This is a genomic window from Streptomyces sp. NPDC107550, from assembly GCF_055639095.1.
Genome location: NZ_JBVKBC010000001.1, coordinates 525,404 through 541,657, shown reverse-complemented (window position 1 = coordinate 541,657; position 16,254 = coordinate 525,404). Strand labels below are relative to the sequence as shown.

General features: G+C 68.7%; 20 protein-coding genes. All 20 read left to right on the top strand.

Features of this window, described 5'->3' with window-relative positions:
- The first annotated feature begins 39 nt into the window (after nt 1-39).
- The 20 genes from ACZ7LY_RS02330 to ACZ7LY_RS02235 all read left to right on the top strand — a co-directional run bounded on the left by ACZ7LY_RS02330 (nt 40) and on the right by ACZ7LY_RS02235 (nt 16,168).
- Nucleotides 40-951: a phage major capsid protein gene (locus ACZ7LY_RS02330; RefSeq protein ID WP_471622573.1), complete on the top strand. Its 912-nt coding sequence runs from the start codon at nt 40-42 to the stop codon at nt 949-951.
- A complete protein-coding gene (locus tag ACZ7LY_RS02325) occupies nt 951-1,535 on the top strand; it encodes a head-tail connector protein (protein WP_471622572.1) in 585 nt (194 codons plus the stop codon). The genes ACZ7LY_RS02330 and ACZ7LY_RS02325 overlap by 1 nt, the downstream gene beginning before the upstream one ends.
- Nucleotides 1,532-1,924: a DUF6093 family protein gene (locus ACZ7LY_RS02320; protein ID WP_471525530.1), complete on the top strand. Its 393-nt coding sequence runs from the start codon at nt 1,532-1,534 to the stop codon at nt 1,922-1,924. The genes ACZ7LY_RS02325 and ACZ7LY_RS02320 overlap by 4 nt, the downstream gene beginning before the upstream one ends.
- Entirely contained in the window at nt 1,921-2,310 is a 390-nt protein-coding gene (locus tag ACZ7LY_RS02315; RefSeq protein WP_471622571.1) for an HK97-gp10 family putative phage morphogenesis protein, read from the top strand. Before ACZ7LY_RS02320 ends, ACZ7LY_RS02315 begins: the two co-directional genes overlap by 4 nt.
- A gap of 8 nt (nt 2,311-2,318) precedes the next feature.
- Entirely contained in the window at nt 2,319-2,732 is a 414-nt protein-coding gene (locus ACZ7LY_RS02310) for a hypothetical protein (RefSeq protein ID WP_471622570.1), read from the top strand.
- Nucleotides 2,733-2,743: 11 nt separating this feature from the next.
- Nucleotides 2,744-3,334 (top strand): phage tail tube protein, encoded by a 591-nt coding sequence (locus ACZ7LY_RS02305; protein WP_471622569.1) that lies wholly within the window; start codon nt 2,744-2,746, stop codon nt 3,332-3,334.
- A complete protein-coding gene (locus ACZ7LY_RS02300) occupies nt 3,334-3,702 on the top strand; it encodes a collagen-like triple helix repeat-containing protein (protein WP_471622568.1) in 369 nt (122 codons plus the stop codon). Before ACZ7LY_RS02305 ends, ACZ7LY_RS02300 begins: the two co-directional genes overlap by 1 nt.
- Nucleotides 3,703-3,785: 83 nt before the next feature.
- Nucleotides 3,786-4,310: a hypothetical protein gene (locus ACZ7LY_RS02295; protein WP_471622567.1), complete on the top strand. Its 525-nt coding sequence runs from the start codon at nt 3,786-3,788 to the stop codon at nt 4,308-4,310.
- A 68-nt stretch (nt 4,311-4,378) separates the two neighbouring features.
- A complete protein-coding gene (locus ACZ7LY_RS02290; protein ID WP_471622566.1) occupies nt 4,379-4,648 on the top strand; it encodes a hypothetical protein in 270 nt (89 codons plus the stop codon).
- Between the two features lie 40 nt (nt 4,649-4,688).
- On the top strand, nt 4,689-8,519 hold the full coding sequence (locus ACZ7LY_RS02285; protein ID WP_471622565.1) for a phage tail tape measure protein: 3,831 nt from the start codon (nt 4,689-4,691) through the stop codon (nt 8,517-8,519).
- Between the two features lie 5 nt (nt 8,520-8,524).
- The gene (locus ACZ7LY_RS02280) at nt 8,525-9,448 is read left to right on the top strand and encodes a phage distal tail protein (protein WP_471622564.1); all 924 of its coding nucleotides are present in this window, start codon (nt 8,525-8,527) and stop codon (nt 9,446-9,448) included.
- Nucleotides 9,449-9,529: 81 nt separating this feature from the next.
- The gene (locus tag ACZ7LY_RS02275; protein WP_471525588.1) at nt 9,530-10,042 is read left to right on the top strand and encodes a hypothetical protein; all 513 of its coding nucleotides are present in this window, start codon (nt 9,530-9,532) and stop codon (nt 10,040-10,042) included.
- A gap of 77 nt (nt 10,043-10,119) precedes the next feature.
- On the top strand, nt 10,120-11,109 hold the full coding sequence (locus ACZ7LY_RS02270) for a hypothetical protein (RefSeq protein WP_471622563.1): 990 nt from the start codon (nt 10,120-10,122) through the stop codon (nt 11,107-11,109).
- A gap of 10 nt (nt 11,110-11,119) precedes the next feature.
- Nucleotides 11,120-12,268, top strand: a complete 1,149-nt coding sequence (locus ACZ7LY_RS02265; RefSeq protein WP_471622562.1) for a hypothetical protein — start codon at nt 11,120-11,122, stop codon at nt 12,266-12,268.
- Nucleotides 12,268-13,026: a hypothetical protein gene (locus ACZ7LY_RS02260; RefSeq protein ID WP_471622561.1), complete on the top strand. Its 759-nt coding sequence runs from the start codon at nt 12,268-12,270 to the stop codon at nt 13,024-13,026. The genes ACZ7LY_RS02265 and ACZ7LY_RS02260 overlap by 1 nt, the downstream gene beginning before the upstream one ends.
- 87 nt (nt 13,027-13,113) lie before the next feature.
- Entirely contained in the window at nt 13,114-13,929 is an 816-nt protein-coding gene (locus tag ACZ7LY_RS02255; RefSeq protein ID WP_471622560.1) for a GH25 family lysozyme, read from the top strand.
- Between the two features lies 1 nt (nt 13,930).
- Nucleotides 13,931-14,176 (top strand): holin, encoded by a 246-nt coding sequence (locus ACZ7LY_RS02250; RefSeq protein ID WP_471622559.1) that lies wholly within the window; start codon nt 13,931-13,933, stop codon nt 14,174-14,176.
- 53 nt (nt 14,177-14,229) lie between these two features.
- On the top strand, nt 14,230-14,427 hold the full coding sequence (locus ACZ7LY_RS02245) for a hypothetical protein (protein WP_471622629.1): 198 nt from the start codon (nt 14,230-14,232) through the stop codon (nt 14,425-14,427).
- 164 nt (nt 14,428-14,591) lie between these two features.
- On the top strand, nt 14,592-15,332 hold the full coding sequence (locus ACZ7LY_RS02240) for a DUF6879 family protein (RefSeq protein WP_471622558.1): 741 nt from the start codon (nt 14,592-14,594) through the stop codon (nt 15,330-15,332).
- Nucleotides 15,329-16,168, top strand: a complete 840-nt coding sequence (locus ACZ7LY_RS02235; protein ID WP_471622557.1) for a helix-turn-helix domain-containing protein — start codon at nt 15,329-15,331, stop codon at nt 16,166-16,168. Before ACZ7LY_RS02240 ends, ACZ7LY_RS02235 begins: the two co-directional genes overlap by 4 nt.
- Nucleotides 16,169-16,254: the final 86 nt, after the last annotated feature.

The window sequence follows — 16,254 nt, the reverse complement described above, 5'->3', positions numbered from 1 at the left end:
CCGACAGGGGCGGCCGGACCGACCCATGAAAGGCCCCTGATGGCGATCACCAAGTTTGTTCCCGAGCTGTGGAGCGCTGCGGTCCAGCTGCCCTTCGAGCGCACCCTGGTCTACGGCCAGCCCACCGTCTCGAACCGCAAGTACGAGGGCGAAATCCGGCAGATGGGCGACACCGTCCACGTCACCTCCATCCTCGACCCCACCGTGAGGTCTTACGACAAGACCACCGACCTCCAGGAAGAGGACCTGGCGGACGAGCAGGCCGATCTGAAGATCGACCAGGGCGACTACTTCAACTTCCGGGTCAACGACGTCGACAAGGTCCAGGCGGCCGGAGACTTTCAGGGCCCGGCCACCCAGCGCGCCGGCTTCCGCATGAAGGACCAGCTGGACCGCTACATCGCCTCCCTGTACACCGGGGCTGCCAAGGCCAACCAGCTCGGCGCGATCGACGTCGCCAAGAGCGCGCCGGAGGCCGCCTACGACGTGCTGGTCGAACTCGGCGTGAAGCTCGACGAGGCCGACTGCCCCACCGATGGCCGCTACGTGGTCGTGCCGCCGGACTTCCACGGTGTACTGCTGCGCGATGACCGGTTCGTGCGCGTGGATGCCTCCGGCAGCGAGCAGGGCCTGCGCAACGGGCTCGTGGGCCGCGCCGCCGGCTTCGACATCCTCAAGTCCAACAACTGCCCGTCTCCCGCCGAGGGCGAGCGGATCGTGCAGGCCGGTATCCCTGACGCGCTGAGCGTGGCCCAGCAGATCGTGGAGACCGAGGCCCTGCGCTCCCAGAACCGCTTCGCTGACCTGGTGCGTGGCCTGAACATCTACGGCGCCAAGCTGTTCCACCCCGAGGGCATCGCCACCGCCCAGGTCAAGGTCACCGGTGGCACGGCGCCGACACCGCCCGAGGAAGACGGCAAGGTCACACAGCGCGTGGGGAAGAAGGTCTGATGGCCGCCCCGCTGAGTGGCCCGTCCCCGCCGCTGGCCACCCCGGACGACGCCGTCCGCTACGGCAAGAAGCTGCCCGAGAACCCGGAAGAGGCCGAGGCTCTCCTGGCTACGGCCTCGGCCCGTATCCGGCGGGCGGCCGGCCAGGAGATCACCCTTTCCGAGGTCACGGTGCGCCTGCCCGTGGAACGCGGTGCGGTGCTGCTCCCCGCCCCACCAGTCCATGCAGTCACCGCGGTGCGCGCGGTGGCCGCGGACGGCACCGCCACGGAGATCACCGGCTGGGGGTGGGACGGCATCAGCCTGTCGGGCCTGGGCGGCGCGCTGCTGGTGGAGGCCGTCTACACCTGCGGCTACGACCCGGTTCCGGCCGGGATCGTGGAGCTGTGCTGTCAGGTCGCGCAACGTCTGGCGGACACCGTGTCCGGCATGGACATCGGCATCCGCCAGCAGTCCATCGACAACTACAGCGTCACGTACGCGGTGGAACAGATCGACTCCGCAGGGGATCTCCTGCCCGGCGAACTGACCGCGCTCGGGCGCGTCCTGGGCATGCGGGAGGTGTGGGTGGTGGACACCGTATGAACCACTCCGTCGCCCGCCTCCTCGCCCACGGGCGGGCGGCGGCCACGGCCCTGATGACCGACGCCTGCCACATCGAGCGCACCCGGGTCACCACCACCGACGACGGCCAGGACGTGGAGGAGGCCGTCGCGCTGTATGCGGGCCGATGCCGCGTGCGGCCGAGTCCGCAGGCCGCCGTCGACGATCTGACCGGCACCGCGCTGGTGGCCGCCTGGCCCTACGTCGTCTCCGTCCCCCTCGAGGTCGCCGGCGTCCGCGCGGGCGATGCCGTGCAGGTCACTACCTCCGATGACCCGTCCCTGACCGGTCTGCGTCTGCGGGTGCGCTCGATCGATCGCGGTACGCAGATCACTGCCCGGCGCCTGGGCTGCGAGGAGGTCAACCGGTGAGTACCAGCATCACAGTCACGGTCACGGGCGCGGTCGAGACTGCCGCCAGCTTCACCAGGGCCGCGGTCGTACTGAGGACCACGTCCCGGCAGGCGGTGGAGGTCAGCGCCCGCCGGATCAAGGACGACGCCAAGCGCCGGATCTCCGGCCATCCCCACCTTCCTCATTACCCGTACTCGATCACCTACGACCTACGTGCCAGTGCGGCCGGCCCGTGGGCGGAGATCGGACCGGACAAGAACCGCACCCAGGGCCCGCTGGGCAACGTCATCGAGTTCGGCACCCGCAACAACGCGCCGATTCCCCACATCGGCCCGGCCTTTGAAGCAGCGGTGCCCGACTTCATCCACGGCATGATCCGGGCCGTCACCGACGCCACCCGATAGGAGCCGTCGTGAACGTCACCGACCGCCTGGTCGAAGCCCTGCGAGCGGCCGGCATCCCCACCGGGGACGGTGAGGCCCGCGAGGACGGCCGAGAGCTGACCGGCCGCTACGTCATCGTCTGGCCGGTGGCTGAGCACACTCCGACCGGCAGCGTGTGGAACCCGAACACCGACCGCCGCCTGGACCTACAGATCACCTCGTGCGGGCCCACCCGGCGGGCGGCCGACCAGGTCGCCGAGCAGGCCCGCACGGTCGCCCTGGGCGCCCTGGCGGCGCCGGACGGCTACGCGTGGCTCGCCCCGGCCGCCTACGTCACCGGCCAGCCCACCACCCGCGAACACCCCACCGACCCCACGCGGCCGGACCTGCGCGGCTTCTACCGCGCCGACGTCTACCGCTACACCATCACCCCCAGCACGTAAGGAAGTTGACCATGGCTCGTAGGAGTTTTACCGGCCTGGGCCGGATCTACTGGGTACCGACTGTCGCCGACCCAGCCGCTCCCGCCGTCGCTGAGATCGAGGCCGGCACCGAGCTGACATCCAGCGTCAAGCGCGACGGGCTGGACATCCCGCGCTCGGCGGAAACCATCGACATCTCCGACGCCGGATCACGCGTCAACAAGAGCGCGCCGGGCACTGTCGGTGGCGACGCGCTGACCATCACCGCCTGGCGCGACTCCGACAAGAGTCTGGATGTCGCCTGGTCGACCCTCGTTGATGACGCCACCGGGTACCTCGTCGTCAACCGGTGGGGCAACAAGCAGGACGAAAAGACCGGCCTGGGCACCGGCGCGGAGGCCGGGAAGACCGTCGCCCCTGCTTCCGGTGACCGTGTCGAGGTATACGCGTGCACGGTCACCTCGAGGGCCATGGACGCCATCGGCGCCGACGCCAACTCGTGCACCATCACCCTGACCCAGGGCGGCATCCCCCAACTTGACGCCACCGTTGCCGATGGCGGGGGCGGCAAGCCGCCGGAGGAAGGCGAAGAGGTCACCGAGCGCGTAGGGGAGACGGTCTGATGGCTGAGTGGAAGGCGCCTCTCCCCGACGCGGACGTCAAGGTCGGCGACGACGGACACCCCGCCATGCACAACCAGGTTGTCACCGCGATCCTGGAATGCCGCCAGAACGTGGACGCCATCCCCGCAGGCCCCGCCGGTCCTGCGGGTCCTAAGGGGGCGGACGGCAAGCCGGGTGAAAAGGGGCCCAAGGGCGACCCCGGAGCTGCCGGCAAGGACGGCGCACCTGGACGAGCGGGCAAGGACGGCGCCACCACCGCGACCGACCTGACCGTAGCCGCCATCGATGGCGTCGAGGGCACTACCGCCCAGGCGGTTCTCGAGAACCTCGCCAAGCGCCTGGCCGCCCTGGAAAAGACCGCGGCCTAACCCCAGGGCCGATCCAGCCGCCCGCCAGAGGCACCTGCCCGGCAAGTGCCCCTGCCCCCCTTCACCTCCATCGAGGAGCCCCGTTGACCACCCCCCGCACCCTCGCCGCCGTCCGGAGCGAGATCCGCCGCCCGACCAAGAGCATCGACCTGCTCCTGGACGGCGAACTCGTGGAACGCATCGAGCGCCTGGAGCGCGAGCACGCCCAGGCCCTGCGCACCGACGAGCAGTCCAACACCCCCGATCGCGCCCCCGCCATCGCGTTCGAGATCGACGAACTGCGCGAACTGGCCGCCGGGGCCCGGCAGACGTTCACCTTCCAGGCCCTGCCCCACCGCGCCTACCAGCGTCTGCGCACCGAGCACCCGCCGACCGCCGATCAGGTGACACAGGCCAGGGACAAGGGCCTGGAGGAGCCCGCGTTCGACCCGGACACCTTCGCCCCTGCCCTGGTGGCCGTCACCTGCACCGACCCCGCCGGCAGCCCCGAGGAGTGGGCCGAGATGTGGCAGGAGCTGTCCGACGGCCAGGTCGCCACCCTGTTCACCACCGCGCTGGCCTGCCAGTTCCAGGTGCCCGACCTGGCCCCAAAATCCGTGACCGGCTGACCCGCTCGCCCCACCTGCGGGCGCAGATGGCGTACTGCGCACCCCACGGCATCCCGTACTCGGTGCTGATGGGGCGCGTAGTTGGTCCGGGTGAGCCGGAATGGACCGAAGAGGACACCCTCCTGGCCGTGGAGTGGCAGCGCATGCAGGACTCCACCTGCGCCGGCTGCGGCCAGCAGCTCGCCGACAGCCTGACCGATGACGGCGGCTTCGAGACCGAACTGGTGCGCTGCTACGGCTGCAAGGTCAAGGAGAAGCGCGCCGAGGAAATCGGCAAGACCAAGGGCGAAACCGCCGGATTGAAGATCCTCGTCCGGCAGCTCCCCGAAGAGAACTAGCACGGGCCGTCGCGGGCCGCACAAGAGTAGGAGGCCCGCTATGGCGGAACGTTCCATCACGGTCAACGTCAGGGCGAACACCGCCGGATACAACGCGGGGATGACGCAGGCGTCCTCCCGTACCCGTGCGCTCGCTGACGCCTCCCGTATCGCCGGCGCCGGCGTGCGCGGCCTGGGGGCGGCAGGACGTGGCGCCCACGGTGGACTCACCCAGGTCGCCCAGGGTGCCACCGCCTCCCATCGCTCCCTCACCCAGATGTCCACCGCCGGCACCGGCGCCATGAGCGCCCTCGGCGGCGGCATCAAGGGAACCATGGCCCCGATGGCCGGATTCGCCGCGCTGATGGGCACCGGCCTGGGAATCAAGGAGGTCATCACCCAGGGCAACGAGATGCAGGTCTCCATGGAGACTTGGAAGGCCATCAGCGGCGCCACCAGCGAGCAGATGGAGAAGATGCGCGGCGTCGCCCACAAGCTCGGTGACGACATGTCGCTGCCCACCGTCACCACAGCGGGCGCCGCCGAGGCCATGCTCGCGCTGTCCAAGGCCAGCTTCAGCGCCGAGGACTCCATGACCGCGGTTCGGGACATCAGCATCCTGGCCACCGCCGAAATGATCAGCGTCGATACCGCCGCCACGATGGCCGGCGACATGATGAACCAGTTCGGCCTCGAAGCGGCCGATACGGCGCGGGTCGTGGACACGCTGACCAACTCCACCAACGCGAGCACGATCTCGGTCACCGACATGTACGACTCGATGAGGTTCATCGGGCCGGTCGCCAACGCGGCGAAGGTGAGTTTCGAGGACACCGCCACGGCGGTGGCGATGCTGGGCAACGCGGGTATCAAGGGCGGCGAGGCGGGCACCGCCCTGCGCGGCATCCTCGCCTCTCTGGCCGCCCCCTCCAAGCAGGCATCTCAGGCGATGGAGGAGCTCGGGCTCGAGGTCTACGACCAGCAGGGGAAGTTTGTCGGCCTCATGCCGCTCATCACGCAGCTGACAGCGGCGAAGAAGCGGATGACCGACCAGGAATTCGCCGCCGCGGCGGCGACCGCGTTCGGCCGCGAGACCCTCTCCGGCGTCATGGCCCTCGCCGAGCAGGGCCCCAAGACGTTCGGCGAGATCTCCGAGGCGGTCCGCAAGCAGGGCTCGGCCATGGAGCTGGCCGCCGTCAAGTCCAAGGGCCTGGGCGGCGCCGTCAACGGCCTCAACTCCCAGCTCGCCATGGTCGGCACCGTCATCTACGACTCCGTCGCACCCAGCCTGGAAAGGGCCACCCGCGCCGGCGCCGACCTCGTCAAGCAGGCCATACCCACGGTGGTCGAAGGCTTCGACAAGGCCAAGGAAGCCGCCAAGGCGTTTGCCGACCTCTCCAGCGGGGCGATGGGCGTAGTGGGCTCCGCTCTCAGCCCGGTCGTCACCACGGTCGGCTCCCTGGCGTCGGCGTTCGGTGGCCTGTCAGGGCCGTTGCAGGCCACCACCCTGGCCCTCGGCGCCCTGGTGGCGATGCGCGGCCGGGTCAGTGATCTGGGCGCCTCCATGGGCCAGGCCGGCAGTGAGTTCCGCCGGATCAGCGAACTCAACCGTGAACTGCGTCCGGAGATCCACCACACCGCCACAGCCTTCCAGGTCCTCGGGCAGCGCTCCCCGGCCATCGCGCAGATCGGCAGCGCCTTCATGACCGCGCACGGCGGCGCCGACCGCTTCGGCCGCACCGCCGGAGTAGCTGCCGCCGCCGGCAAGGGCCTCCAACTGGCCGGCTCCGGAATCATGGGCCTCTTCGGCGGCCCCCTCGGCCTGGCCCTCTCCGGCGCAACCGTCGCCATGGGCCTGTGGGCGGACGCCACCGCCAAAGCCCAGCAGGAGGCCGATCGGCAGCAGGGCGTGGTGAAGGCGCTGACGGATGCGCTGATCGCTTCCGACGGCGCGGTCAACGGGCACGTGAAGGCTCTGGTCGAGCAGGAACTGGCCGAACGCAAGGTCGAGGGCACCGGCAAGACCCTCCTGGAGCTGGCCGACGCGCAGGGCATCTCCCGCAAGCAGCTCACCGGGGCGGTCCTGGGCAACCGTGACGCCTACAACGACCTGATCGGGGAGCTGCGCAAGACGGCGAAGGAATCAGAGCAGATCACCGCTGTGGGGACCCGAGTGACCCTCGTCCAGACCGGAGAGGGCAAAAGCGCGGGCCAGCTCGCCGATGCGCTCGAGAAGACGAACGGCACCTTCGCCAAGTCCCGGGACGCAGCCGCGAAGTACCTCGACATGCTGGAGAAGACGACCCCGTATACCAGCGATTTCACCGAGGCCCTCAAGAAGCTGGGCGACGAGTCCGCCTCAGCCGACCAGCGCATTGCCGCCCTGTCCACGAGCCTGGACATTCTCTCCGGCGAACAGCTCGACTCGCAGAAAGCCACCGACGCATCCCGGCGCGCTCTCGCGGGCCATCGGGAGGCCGTTCAGCGGGCCAAGGAGGCCGGGGACGCGTGGGGTTCCAGTCTGCTGGACAACGCCGGCAGGCTGGATGTGAGCACGAAGGCTGGCGACATCCTGGCGCGCTCGCTCGACGGCCTCACCGCGGCCGGCAAGCAGCAGATCGATGCCGCCGCACAGTCCGCGGAGTGGAACGGGCGCAAGTTCCCCTCCGGCGCCCAAGCCGCCGCCGCGGCAGCCGAAGACTTGCGGGCACGCCTGGTGCAGCAGGCCAAGGCGTTCAATCTGACCGATGCAGAAGCCCAGCAGCTGATCGACACCTACGGGATCATCCCGCAGAACGTCACCACCACCTACAAGCTGGCCGGCGCGGATGAGGTGAAACAGGAGCTGGCCGGCGTCTACCTGGAACTTGCGGCCCAGCCCGACGAGAAGAAGATCACCCTAAAGTCCCTCACCGACGAGGCCAGGGAGAGGCTGAGGGACTTCCACATCTACGCAGATAAACTCCCGGACAACAAGGGCTTCACGCTCGATGTGCGGGACAAGGACGCGCGCAAGAAGATGGCGAAGGCGGAGGGCTTCAAGTTCTCCCCGAAGACCATCAAGCTCGACGCCCCGAACAAGAGCGCTCTGACGAGCATTCAGAAGGTGCGGAACAAGGTCGCCGGCACCAAGGGCAAGACCATCGTCATGGACGTGCCCAACAAGGACGCTATCGCCGCCTTGCGGGCCATCGGCTTCGACATTAAGCCCCTCACCAAGGACAAGAAGAAGGTGACGATTACCGTCCCGACCAAGGACCCGAAGAAGAACGCCCACCTCATCGATCAGCTGTTGCAGGTGATGCAGAAGAAGAAGCGCTCCGTCAAAATCGACATTCCCACAACGGGTCCGAACGGGCAGATCAGCACCATCCAGGGGTCCATCAACAGGATCACCGGCAGAACGGTGACCATCCACGTGCGCACGGTGAAGACGACCGAACAGCGTGCCGATGGCGGTATCGACGAGGCATACGCGGACGGCGGGATCAGGGGCGTAGCCAGGTCGTGGCGCAGGCCCGGGGTCGCGCAGATCGCGCCGGCGGGGGCGAACGTCTTGTGGGCCGAACGGGAGACCGGCGGAGAGGCATACATTCCGCTGTCGCCGGCGAAGCGGGGCCGCTCGAAGAGCATCGTCGAGGACGTGGTGGACCGGTTCGGGGGACAGGTGGCATGGGCGCCGACGGTGCGTCAGTCCGGAGGCGGGAATGTGGCGGGGCTTGAGCGGGCGCTGTCCCGTATCGAGCGCCTGGCCGGGGCCCTGGCGGACACCGGCGCCCGCCCCCGGGGTCCGGCGGTCAGCATCGGCGAGATCCACCAGCACGCCGGCACATCCACCCGCGAGCTGGTGAACGAGCTGGAGTGGGCGGCCCGCGGCCGAGGGTGGAGGTGAAGGCGATGAGCTCCTTCGTGCGCTACCGCGATCTCACCTTGGACCACGGCCTGTTCGGCTGGCAGTCGCTGGAGGGCTGGGAGGAGCTGCCCGGTCTGGATGTGGCGGATGCGCTGCGTCAGAACCAGCACGGGGCGTGGCCGGGCCGGATGCTGGCCCAGCCCCGGACCATCACCCTGGAGGGCCTCAGCATCCGCGCCGCCGACCGCGCCCGCCTCGGACAGGCGGTAGCCGCGCTGAACAGGGCGATGGCCATCACCGACCGCGAGTATCCGCTCTATGTCGACCTGGATGACGGGCGCGGTGTGCTCATGGTCTACGCCCGGCCGGTGCGGCGCCAGATTCCCATTGGCCGGCACTACACGACCGGCCGCGGTATCACCCCCGCCCAGGGGGCGCTCCAGTGGGAGTGCACCGATTCGCGCCGCTACCGGCCGGCCGAGTCGACCGCCTTCGCCGGCCTGCCGAAGCCGGAACCGGGCCTGGACTGGGGCCCCGGCCCGGAGCCCGACTCCGGCTCGGTCAGGCCGCTGCCCGCCTTGGAGTCGGGCCTGGAGTGGACGGACGGGCTGGACTGGGGAGAGGGAGGCGGCGCGGGAAGTCTCCGCGCCGTCAACGACGGCGACGCTGCCACCGTTCTACGCATCGAGATCCAGGGCCCGGTGGCCGAGCCGCGCATAGTGCAGCCGTCCGGGCAGATGCTGGAGTACGACATCACCCTCACCGCCCGCGACCGCCTCACCATCGACACCCGGGAAGGCACCGTCACCATCAACGGCTCCGTCTCTCGCCTGTACACCGCCACCCGCCGCAGCACACCGGAACGCGCCTTCACCCTCCCGCCCGGCGTGAACGAACTCTTCTTCCGCGCCCAAGAGTTCAACCGGTCGGCGCGATGCACGGTCAAATGGCGCTCCGCCTACTGGTGACCTTGGGCCCAACGCCTCTACACGCTTGCCCATGGTGCTCTTACCTTCGCTTCCGTCACCTCAGGACGAGCAAGGATCGCCATGCATCAGGCCACCGACGTGCCGCCCATGCCCTCTCAACCGCCCACCGCCGGAGTTCCCGAGCCTCGGCCATTCCTCAAGCGCTTTTGCCGCAAGAAGGTACTCATTCCTGCCGCAATAGCAATCTGCTTGACCATCACTGGCGTCATCTTGAGCACTTCAAGAAGTGGCAATGGGAAGCAGCAAGTCGCCGCTGAGTGTGCGAACAGGAAGCTGAAGGAGATGGCTGACGAACTAGATGCCGCAATCGAACCTACAAAGTATACGACAACGAAGTCGCGGGCCTTTAATGTCTTGAAATGCATTGACGATCTGGACGGAGACCCCCAAAAAATACCGGACAAAAAATATCGCGCACACATGTACTCCGCCCTCAACGCGGCAGCAGCCATGAACGTGGTAGACCGGGGTGAAGAATATGAGATAGAGCGTAATGTGTACGAGAATTCATTCACCATCTACAACTACATGGCCGAATCAATTGACATAGAGAGCCCATTTAAGAGCTGGTGATCAGCAATTCGTTAACCCAAGCGCTGACGTGCACGACGGCACGTCGGCGCTTTCGTATGAGATGAGGATGATGTGTGATGGCAGTGCGTGCGGTGTGGCTGACGAACCGGGGGGACAAGGAGGGCGGGCAGACGCGTGTCGATACGCGGCTGGCTCCCCTGGGTACGTACATGCCGGATGGTGAGCTGGCCTCCCTATCGGGTGTGATCGCCGGGGGGAATCCGCTGGCTATCAGTCCGTCAGGGCCCATGAGCGCGACCATCAGTCAGGGGCGCGCCGTCGTCCAGGGGCAGGCCAGTCAGGGCGCCTACCAGCTGGTGGTGACCGAGCCGGTTCCGCTCGACTTCGCGGACGGTGATCCTCAGCACCCGCGTATCGATCTGGTCGTCCTGCGCGTGTATGACCCGCAGTATCAGAGCGGTCAGCCGGCCCGCGCGGCCGTGGAGATCGTGCCCGGCATCCCGGACGCCGACCCGGTCGAGCCGGCGGTGCCGGAGGTAAGTCTGCCGCTGTATACGGTGCGGGTGGACGCAGGGGCCTCGGCCGGGTCGGGCGGCATCGACTGGAACTCGGCCGTGACCGGTCACCTCCGCGCAGCGACCATGTACTCCGGGATCACCCCGGCCGCGTTCTTGGAGCCGGATTTCAACGGCAGCTATGAGGGCCAGTACCGCGACGACGGTACCGGCCTGATGCGCTGGAACGGCGGGCAGTGGGATGCGGTCACTACCGACAGCGGCTGGAGCGACCTGTACCTGGACGCCGGGTTTACCCATCCCGGCCACGGTCATCGGGCGCAGTACCGGGTGATCGGCCCGGTGGTGTATTTGCGCGGGCGGATCAGCAAGACCGGTGGCGCGAAGATCACGGATACGGACACCATCCTGACGTTGCCTGCCGAGATCTGGCCGGCCGCGCTGGTGGGCTGGTCCTCGCCCCGCGACTCCACCACCACCCCCGCCCTGATCCGTGCGGAACTGAAGACGGACGGCACCATGCGCATTTACGCGCGCGGCGAGGAACCGTCGTGGATCTCCTTGGACACCGTCTCCTACTTCACCAGCTAGGGGGGGAGCCGTGCCTGTCTACCGTGCTGTCTTCTGTGACCTGCGTACCGACCAGGTCCTGGATGTACTGCCCGCCGAGCAGATCCGTTTCGATGAGTACATCGGCAAGACCGGCACCGCATCGGTGTCGATACCCGTCACGAGCCCCTCCATGGCCGGCCGCGCCCGCGCGGCGGTCACCCCAGCGCGTACCGCGCTGTGGATCGAGCGGGACGGGGATATCTGGTGGGGCGGGATCGTGTGGACGGCCACCATCACCCCGCCCTCCCGCAGCGGCCCCGGCGGGCTCGAGGTGCAGGCCGCCACGTTCGACTCCTACCTGGCCCGCCGCATCCTCACCGACGGGTGGGAGGGCGAGCAGATCGACCAGTTCGATATCGCCCGCCAGCTCGTCGACTACACCCAGAGGACTGCCGGCGGCGACATCGGCATCACCCTCGACTGGAGCCGCACATCCGGTGTGCTGCGGGACCGTACCTACTCGCGCTACGACCTGCACTATGTGCGCGACCTCCTCGACCAGCTCAGCAAGGTCGAGCGCGGCTTCGAGTGGCGCATCCGCGCCTACCGCACCAGCCAGGGCCGGCGCACCAAGGAACTCCAGCTCGGATATCCCGCGATCCGCACCGGGCACACCGAGGTCCTCCTCGACCGGCCCGGCGCCGTCCTGGACTACCAGCTGCCCACGGACGGCGCCGTGCGCGCGACCCACTGGATTTCCCGAGGTGCCTCCGTCAACTCCAATCAGGCCGCCGACTCCTACCCGCTGATGTCCACACTGTGGGGGTTCCTCGACGCGCTCGATCAGGGCTGGCCGCGGCTGGACGGCTCCAGCGACTACACCACCGTCGAACGCAAGGAGACCCTGGACGCGCACGCGAGAGCCGACCTGGTCGCCGCGTGGAGCGCGACCCAGGTTCCCCAGGTGACCGTGAAACTCGACCAGACCTCACTGTCGCCGCATCTGTTGGGGGCCACGGTGCGGCTGCGGATCCGCGACGAGTGGCACCCCGATGGCCTGGACGCCCGCTACCGGCTGATCGGCATGAGCGTCACCCCGCCGACCCGCACCAGCGGCGAGAGCGCCCAGCTGTATCTGGAGCTGCCCGAGGCCACCCCCAGTTCCGCCCGCACCCGCGCCATGCTCCAGGAGATCTGATGGCCGCCATCCCCCAAGACCTGCTAGACCGCCTGCGGGAACTCGAGCGCGAGGTACGCGAGTTGCGCGGCCGGTCCCAGATGCGCCCGCGCATGGACCAGATCCTCAACGGCAACGTGATCATCGGCGAGGGCGGAAGCCTCCAGGTCCGCGCCCCGGACGGCACCACCCTCACCCACATCGGCCGGGTACTGCCCGACTATCCCGACGGCAGGCCCCAGCAAGGTTTCGACGTGCGGCGCGACGACGGCTCCCTGGCCATCGTGGTGCGCACCTACGACACCAAGGGCACTCCCACGCAGCCGGTGCAGCTCCTGGACCGATCCCAGAACATCATCGTCGCCGACGACGTGGTCAACGAGGGCCTCGCGCGCCCCTACATCCCCTACACGCTGGTGATGGCCAACCATTCCACCACCAGCACCGAGTGGACCGGCTGCTACGAGAGTTACGGCATCGCCCAGCACCCCCGCGTCGCCGCCGACATCGGCATGTCCTACTACGGCGGCCAGGGCGGCCAGGTCCGCGTCCTGATCAACGACGAGGTCGTGGCCACCGGGGCAACCCTGCGCGGCCACTGGCCCGTTCCCGGCTACCGCTACGGCGACCGGATCAAGCTCGAGGTCCAGGCCCGCCGCACCGGCAAAGCCACCGAGGTCTTCCCCCGCCCCTACTACCTCCTGGGCGTCGAAAGCCGGCCCTTCTACCAGCCCGGCGCCGAACCCCCGACCGCCGCACCCGCGCCGCAACCCCTCTGACGCCGGCGGCCTCCGCGCCGCCCGCACCCCCAGCCCCGTCCCGGTCTTCGGTACGGGGCTTTGTCGTACCACTGAAAGGAACCGAACATGATCACTGGTATCGATGTCTCGTCCTGGCAGTCCACCACCCCGAACCTGGCGGGCAAGGACTTCTGCATCATCAAGGCCACCGAGTCCACCCACTACATCAACCCCAAGCAGACCGCCCAGGCCGCCCACGCCCGCGCCGCCGGCCTCGTCGTCGGCTTCTACCACTTCCTCCACCCGGGCAACCTCGACGCCCAGGCCCGCTACTTCGTCGACAAGTGCGACAGCGTCCAGGGCGACTTCCTCGCCATCGACTGGGAAACCTCCTCCAGCGGCGCCGCTACCTGCGCCGAGAAGGACACCTTCATCCGCAAGGTCAAGGCCCTGCGACCGGACAAGAAGGTGCTCCTCTACTGCAACCGCGACTTCTGGCTCAACCGCGACACCACCTCCTACGCCGGCGACGGCCTGTGGATCGCCGACTACACCACGGCCGGCAAGCCCAAGATCACGGCGAAGTGGCTCATCCACCAGTACACCGACACCCCCGTCGACACCAACGTCGCCCGCTTCGACACCCGCGCGGCCATGCGCGCCTGGGCCGCCGGCACCACCCCGCCGGTCACCTACCAGCCGTTCCCGGGCGAGGCATGGTTCAAGGCCAAGCCCAACAGCCCGATCATCACCGCCATGGGCCGGCGCCTGGTCGCCGAGGGCTGCTCCGCCTACACCCAGGGCCCCGGCCCGCAGTGGAGCGACGCCGACCGCGAGTCCTTCCGCAAGTGGCAGAAGAAGCTGGGCGACGCCCCCGAGTTCTGCGACGGCTGGCCCGGCCTGCGCCAGTGGAACGCGCTCAAGGTCCCGAAGGTGAGCTGACGTGACCGGACCGGCATTCTGGGCCGCCGCCCTCGAGCGCGCCCTGCGCACCTTCGCCCAGGCCCTGCTCGCCGTCCTCGGCGCCGCCGGCGCCGGACTCCTCGACGCGCCGTGGCTGCCCGCCCTGTCCACCGCCGCCATGGCCGCCGTCCTGTCCCTGCTCACCTCGGTAGCCACCCCCGATGGCCCGGGACTGACGGAACAGGCCACCGGACGCCACCGCGCAGACAGCAGGAGCCGCCCGTGAACTCGTCCCAGACACCCGACGTTGCCCTGGAACTGGCCGAGCTGCGCCGCACCATGGAAGTCGGCTTCACCCAGCAGTCCGGCCAACTAGCCCTCCTCGTCCAGCGCACCGACCAAACCGACCAGGAGATCAAACAACACGCCGCCCGCATCGACGCCCTCGAGCGCACCCGCTGGCCCCTGCCCGCCCTCGGCGCACTGACCGGGCTGGCCGGCGCCGCCACCGGCGTCTTCGCCCTATTCGCCCGCTAACAACGGCCCCCACCACCCTCGCGGTGGTGGGGGCCTTTCGTCATGCCCGATTGCACGCAATCAGCAACCTGAGAACGTGATCTGCAATCCTCGACAATTCACCTGCGCACACGCCCTACCGCGTCGCATGCTCGATGCCCCAACATCCGCTGACGGAGGACGAAATGACCCTGCGGTTCATCGGCACCACCAGCGACGACGGCGACTGCCCCACCCTGTACGAGATCCCGGAGACCGACGAGATCCTCGTCCAGGGCGACATCGAGACCAACCCCGAGCACCTTGCCGCGCTGCGCGACGTGAAGCCCACGGAGTCGTTCGTCCGCGTCCCCCGCGACCTGCTGATCCGCTACGCCCCGCGCGAAGCCGCTCCGCCCCTGACGCCCTTCAAGGAGATCAGCCACCTGTTCACCGAGTTCCGGCACACCGCGTGGCGCCTGGAGACCCGGCGGGGCTACGCCTCCGACCGCAACAGCCAGAAGTGGGCGCGCTGGCTCGCGGGCGAGGACATCGCCGCCGACCCGGCCAACGCGTGGCGCGAGAACGTCGAGGCCCAGACCGCCGAAGGTAAGAGGTTCGAGCGCGTGCGGCTGGTCGACGTGCCGGCCACCGAGGGGCAGCAGTTCCTCGCGGCGAGCGCTCCGAGCAACATCGCGGCCGGCGAGGACATCCGCCACCTCACCCGCGCCCGCGCGCGGGAACTGCGTCTGCCTGACTACGACTTCTGGCTGTTCGACTCCCAGATCCTCGCCCGGTTCGCGTTCGACGACGAAGACACCACCCTCGGCGTGTACGTCACCGAGGACCCCGCCGAGGTGCTCGCCGCCTGCCAGGCCCGCGACGCCGCCTGGCACCACGCCCTGCCCGCCGCCGAGTTCGAGCAGCGGGTACGTTCCCATGCGTGAGTGACTTCCAGGAGGCTCGGCAGATCCTCGGCGCACGGCTCAGCGAGCTGCGCGCCGAGGCCGGCATGGAGGGGAAAGACCTAGCCGCGAAGCTGGGGTGGCAGCCCTCCAAGGTGAGCCGCCTCCAGACCGGGAAGCAGACCGCGAAGGCCGCCGACATCACGGAGTGGGCGGCAGCGGTGGGCCGGCCAGATGTGGAGCCGGAACTGCAGGGGCTGCGTGCGGGTGTGGAGTTGAAGCACCGCACGTGGAGGCGGCAGCTCGCGGGCGGGCATGCGGATCGGCAGAAGCTGGCGATCCGCGAGACGGAGGCGACGCGCCTGACCCGCGCGTTTGAGGTGGCCCGGATCCCTGGCCTGTTGCAGACCCGCGAGTACGCGCGCGTCATCTTCGACTCGAACGCCCGCTTCCGCGAGATCCCGGCGACGACGGACAAGGCTGTGCAGAACCGCATGCGCCGCCAGGAGGCGTTGTACGAGCCGGGCCGCGAGTTCCGGTTCCTGCTGTGCGAGGCGGCCCTGTATCACCGCTCGTGCCCGAAGGACGTAATGGCCGCGCAGCTCGACCGGCTCTACAACGTGGTCGGCCAGCCTCAAGTCGACCTGGCCGTGATCCCCTTCGGCGCCGAGCTACGGCGTACGGCCGCACATTCCTTCTGGATCTACGACCGGCGGCAGGTGATCGTGGAGACGATCACGGAGGAGCTGTGGCTCACCGCCGATGAGGACATCCGCCTGTACGAGCGAGCGTGGGAGTGGCTCGACTCGTCGGCCGTGCGCGGGCCGATCGCCCGCCGGTTGATCGGCCGAGCACGGGCCTCTCTTGACCTTGCGTGAACAATCGCAGCAACTGACGTCCTGTCAGGTGCAACTACGCGCAATCGATCAACAACCGCGCTCGTCACGCTCCTACCGTTCACGTC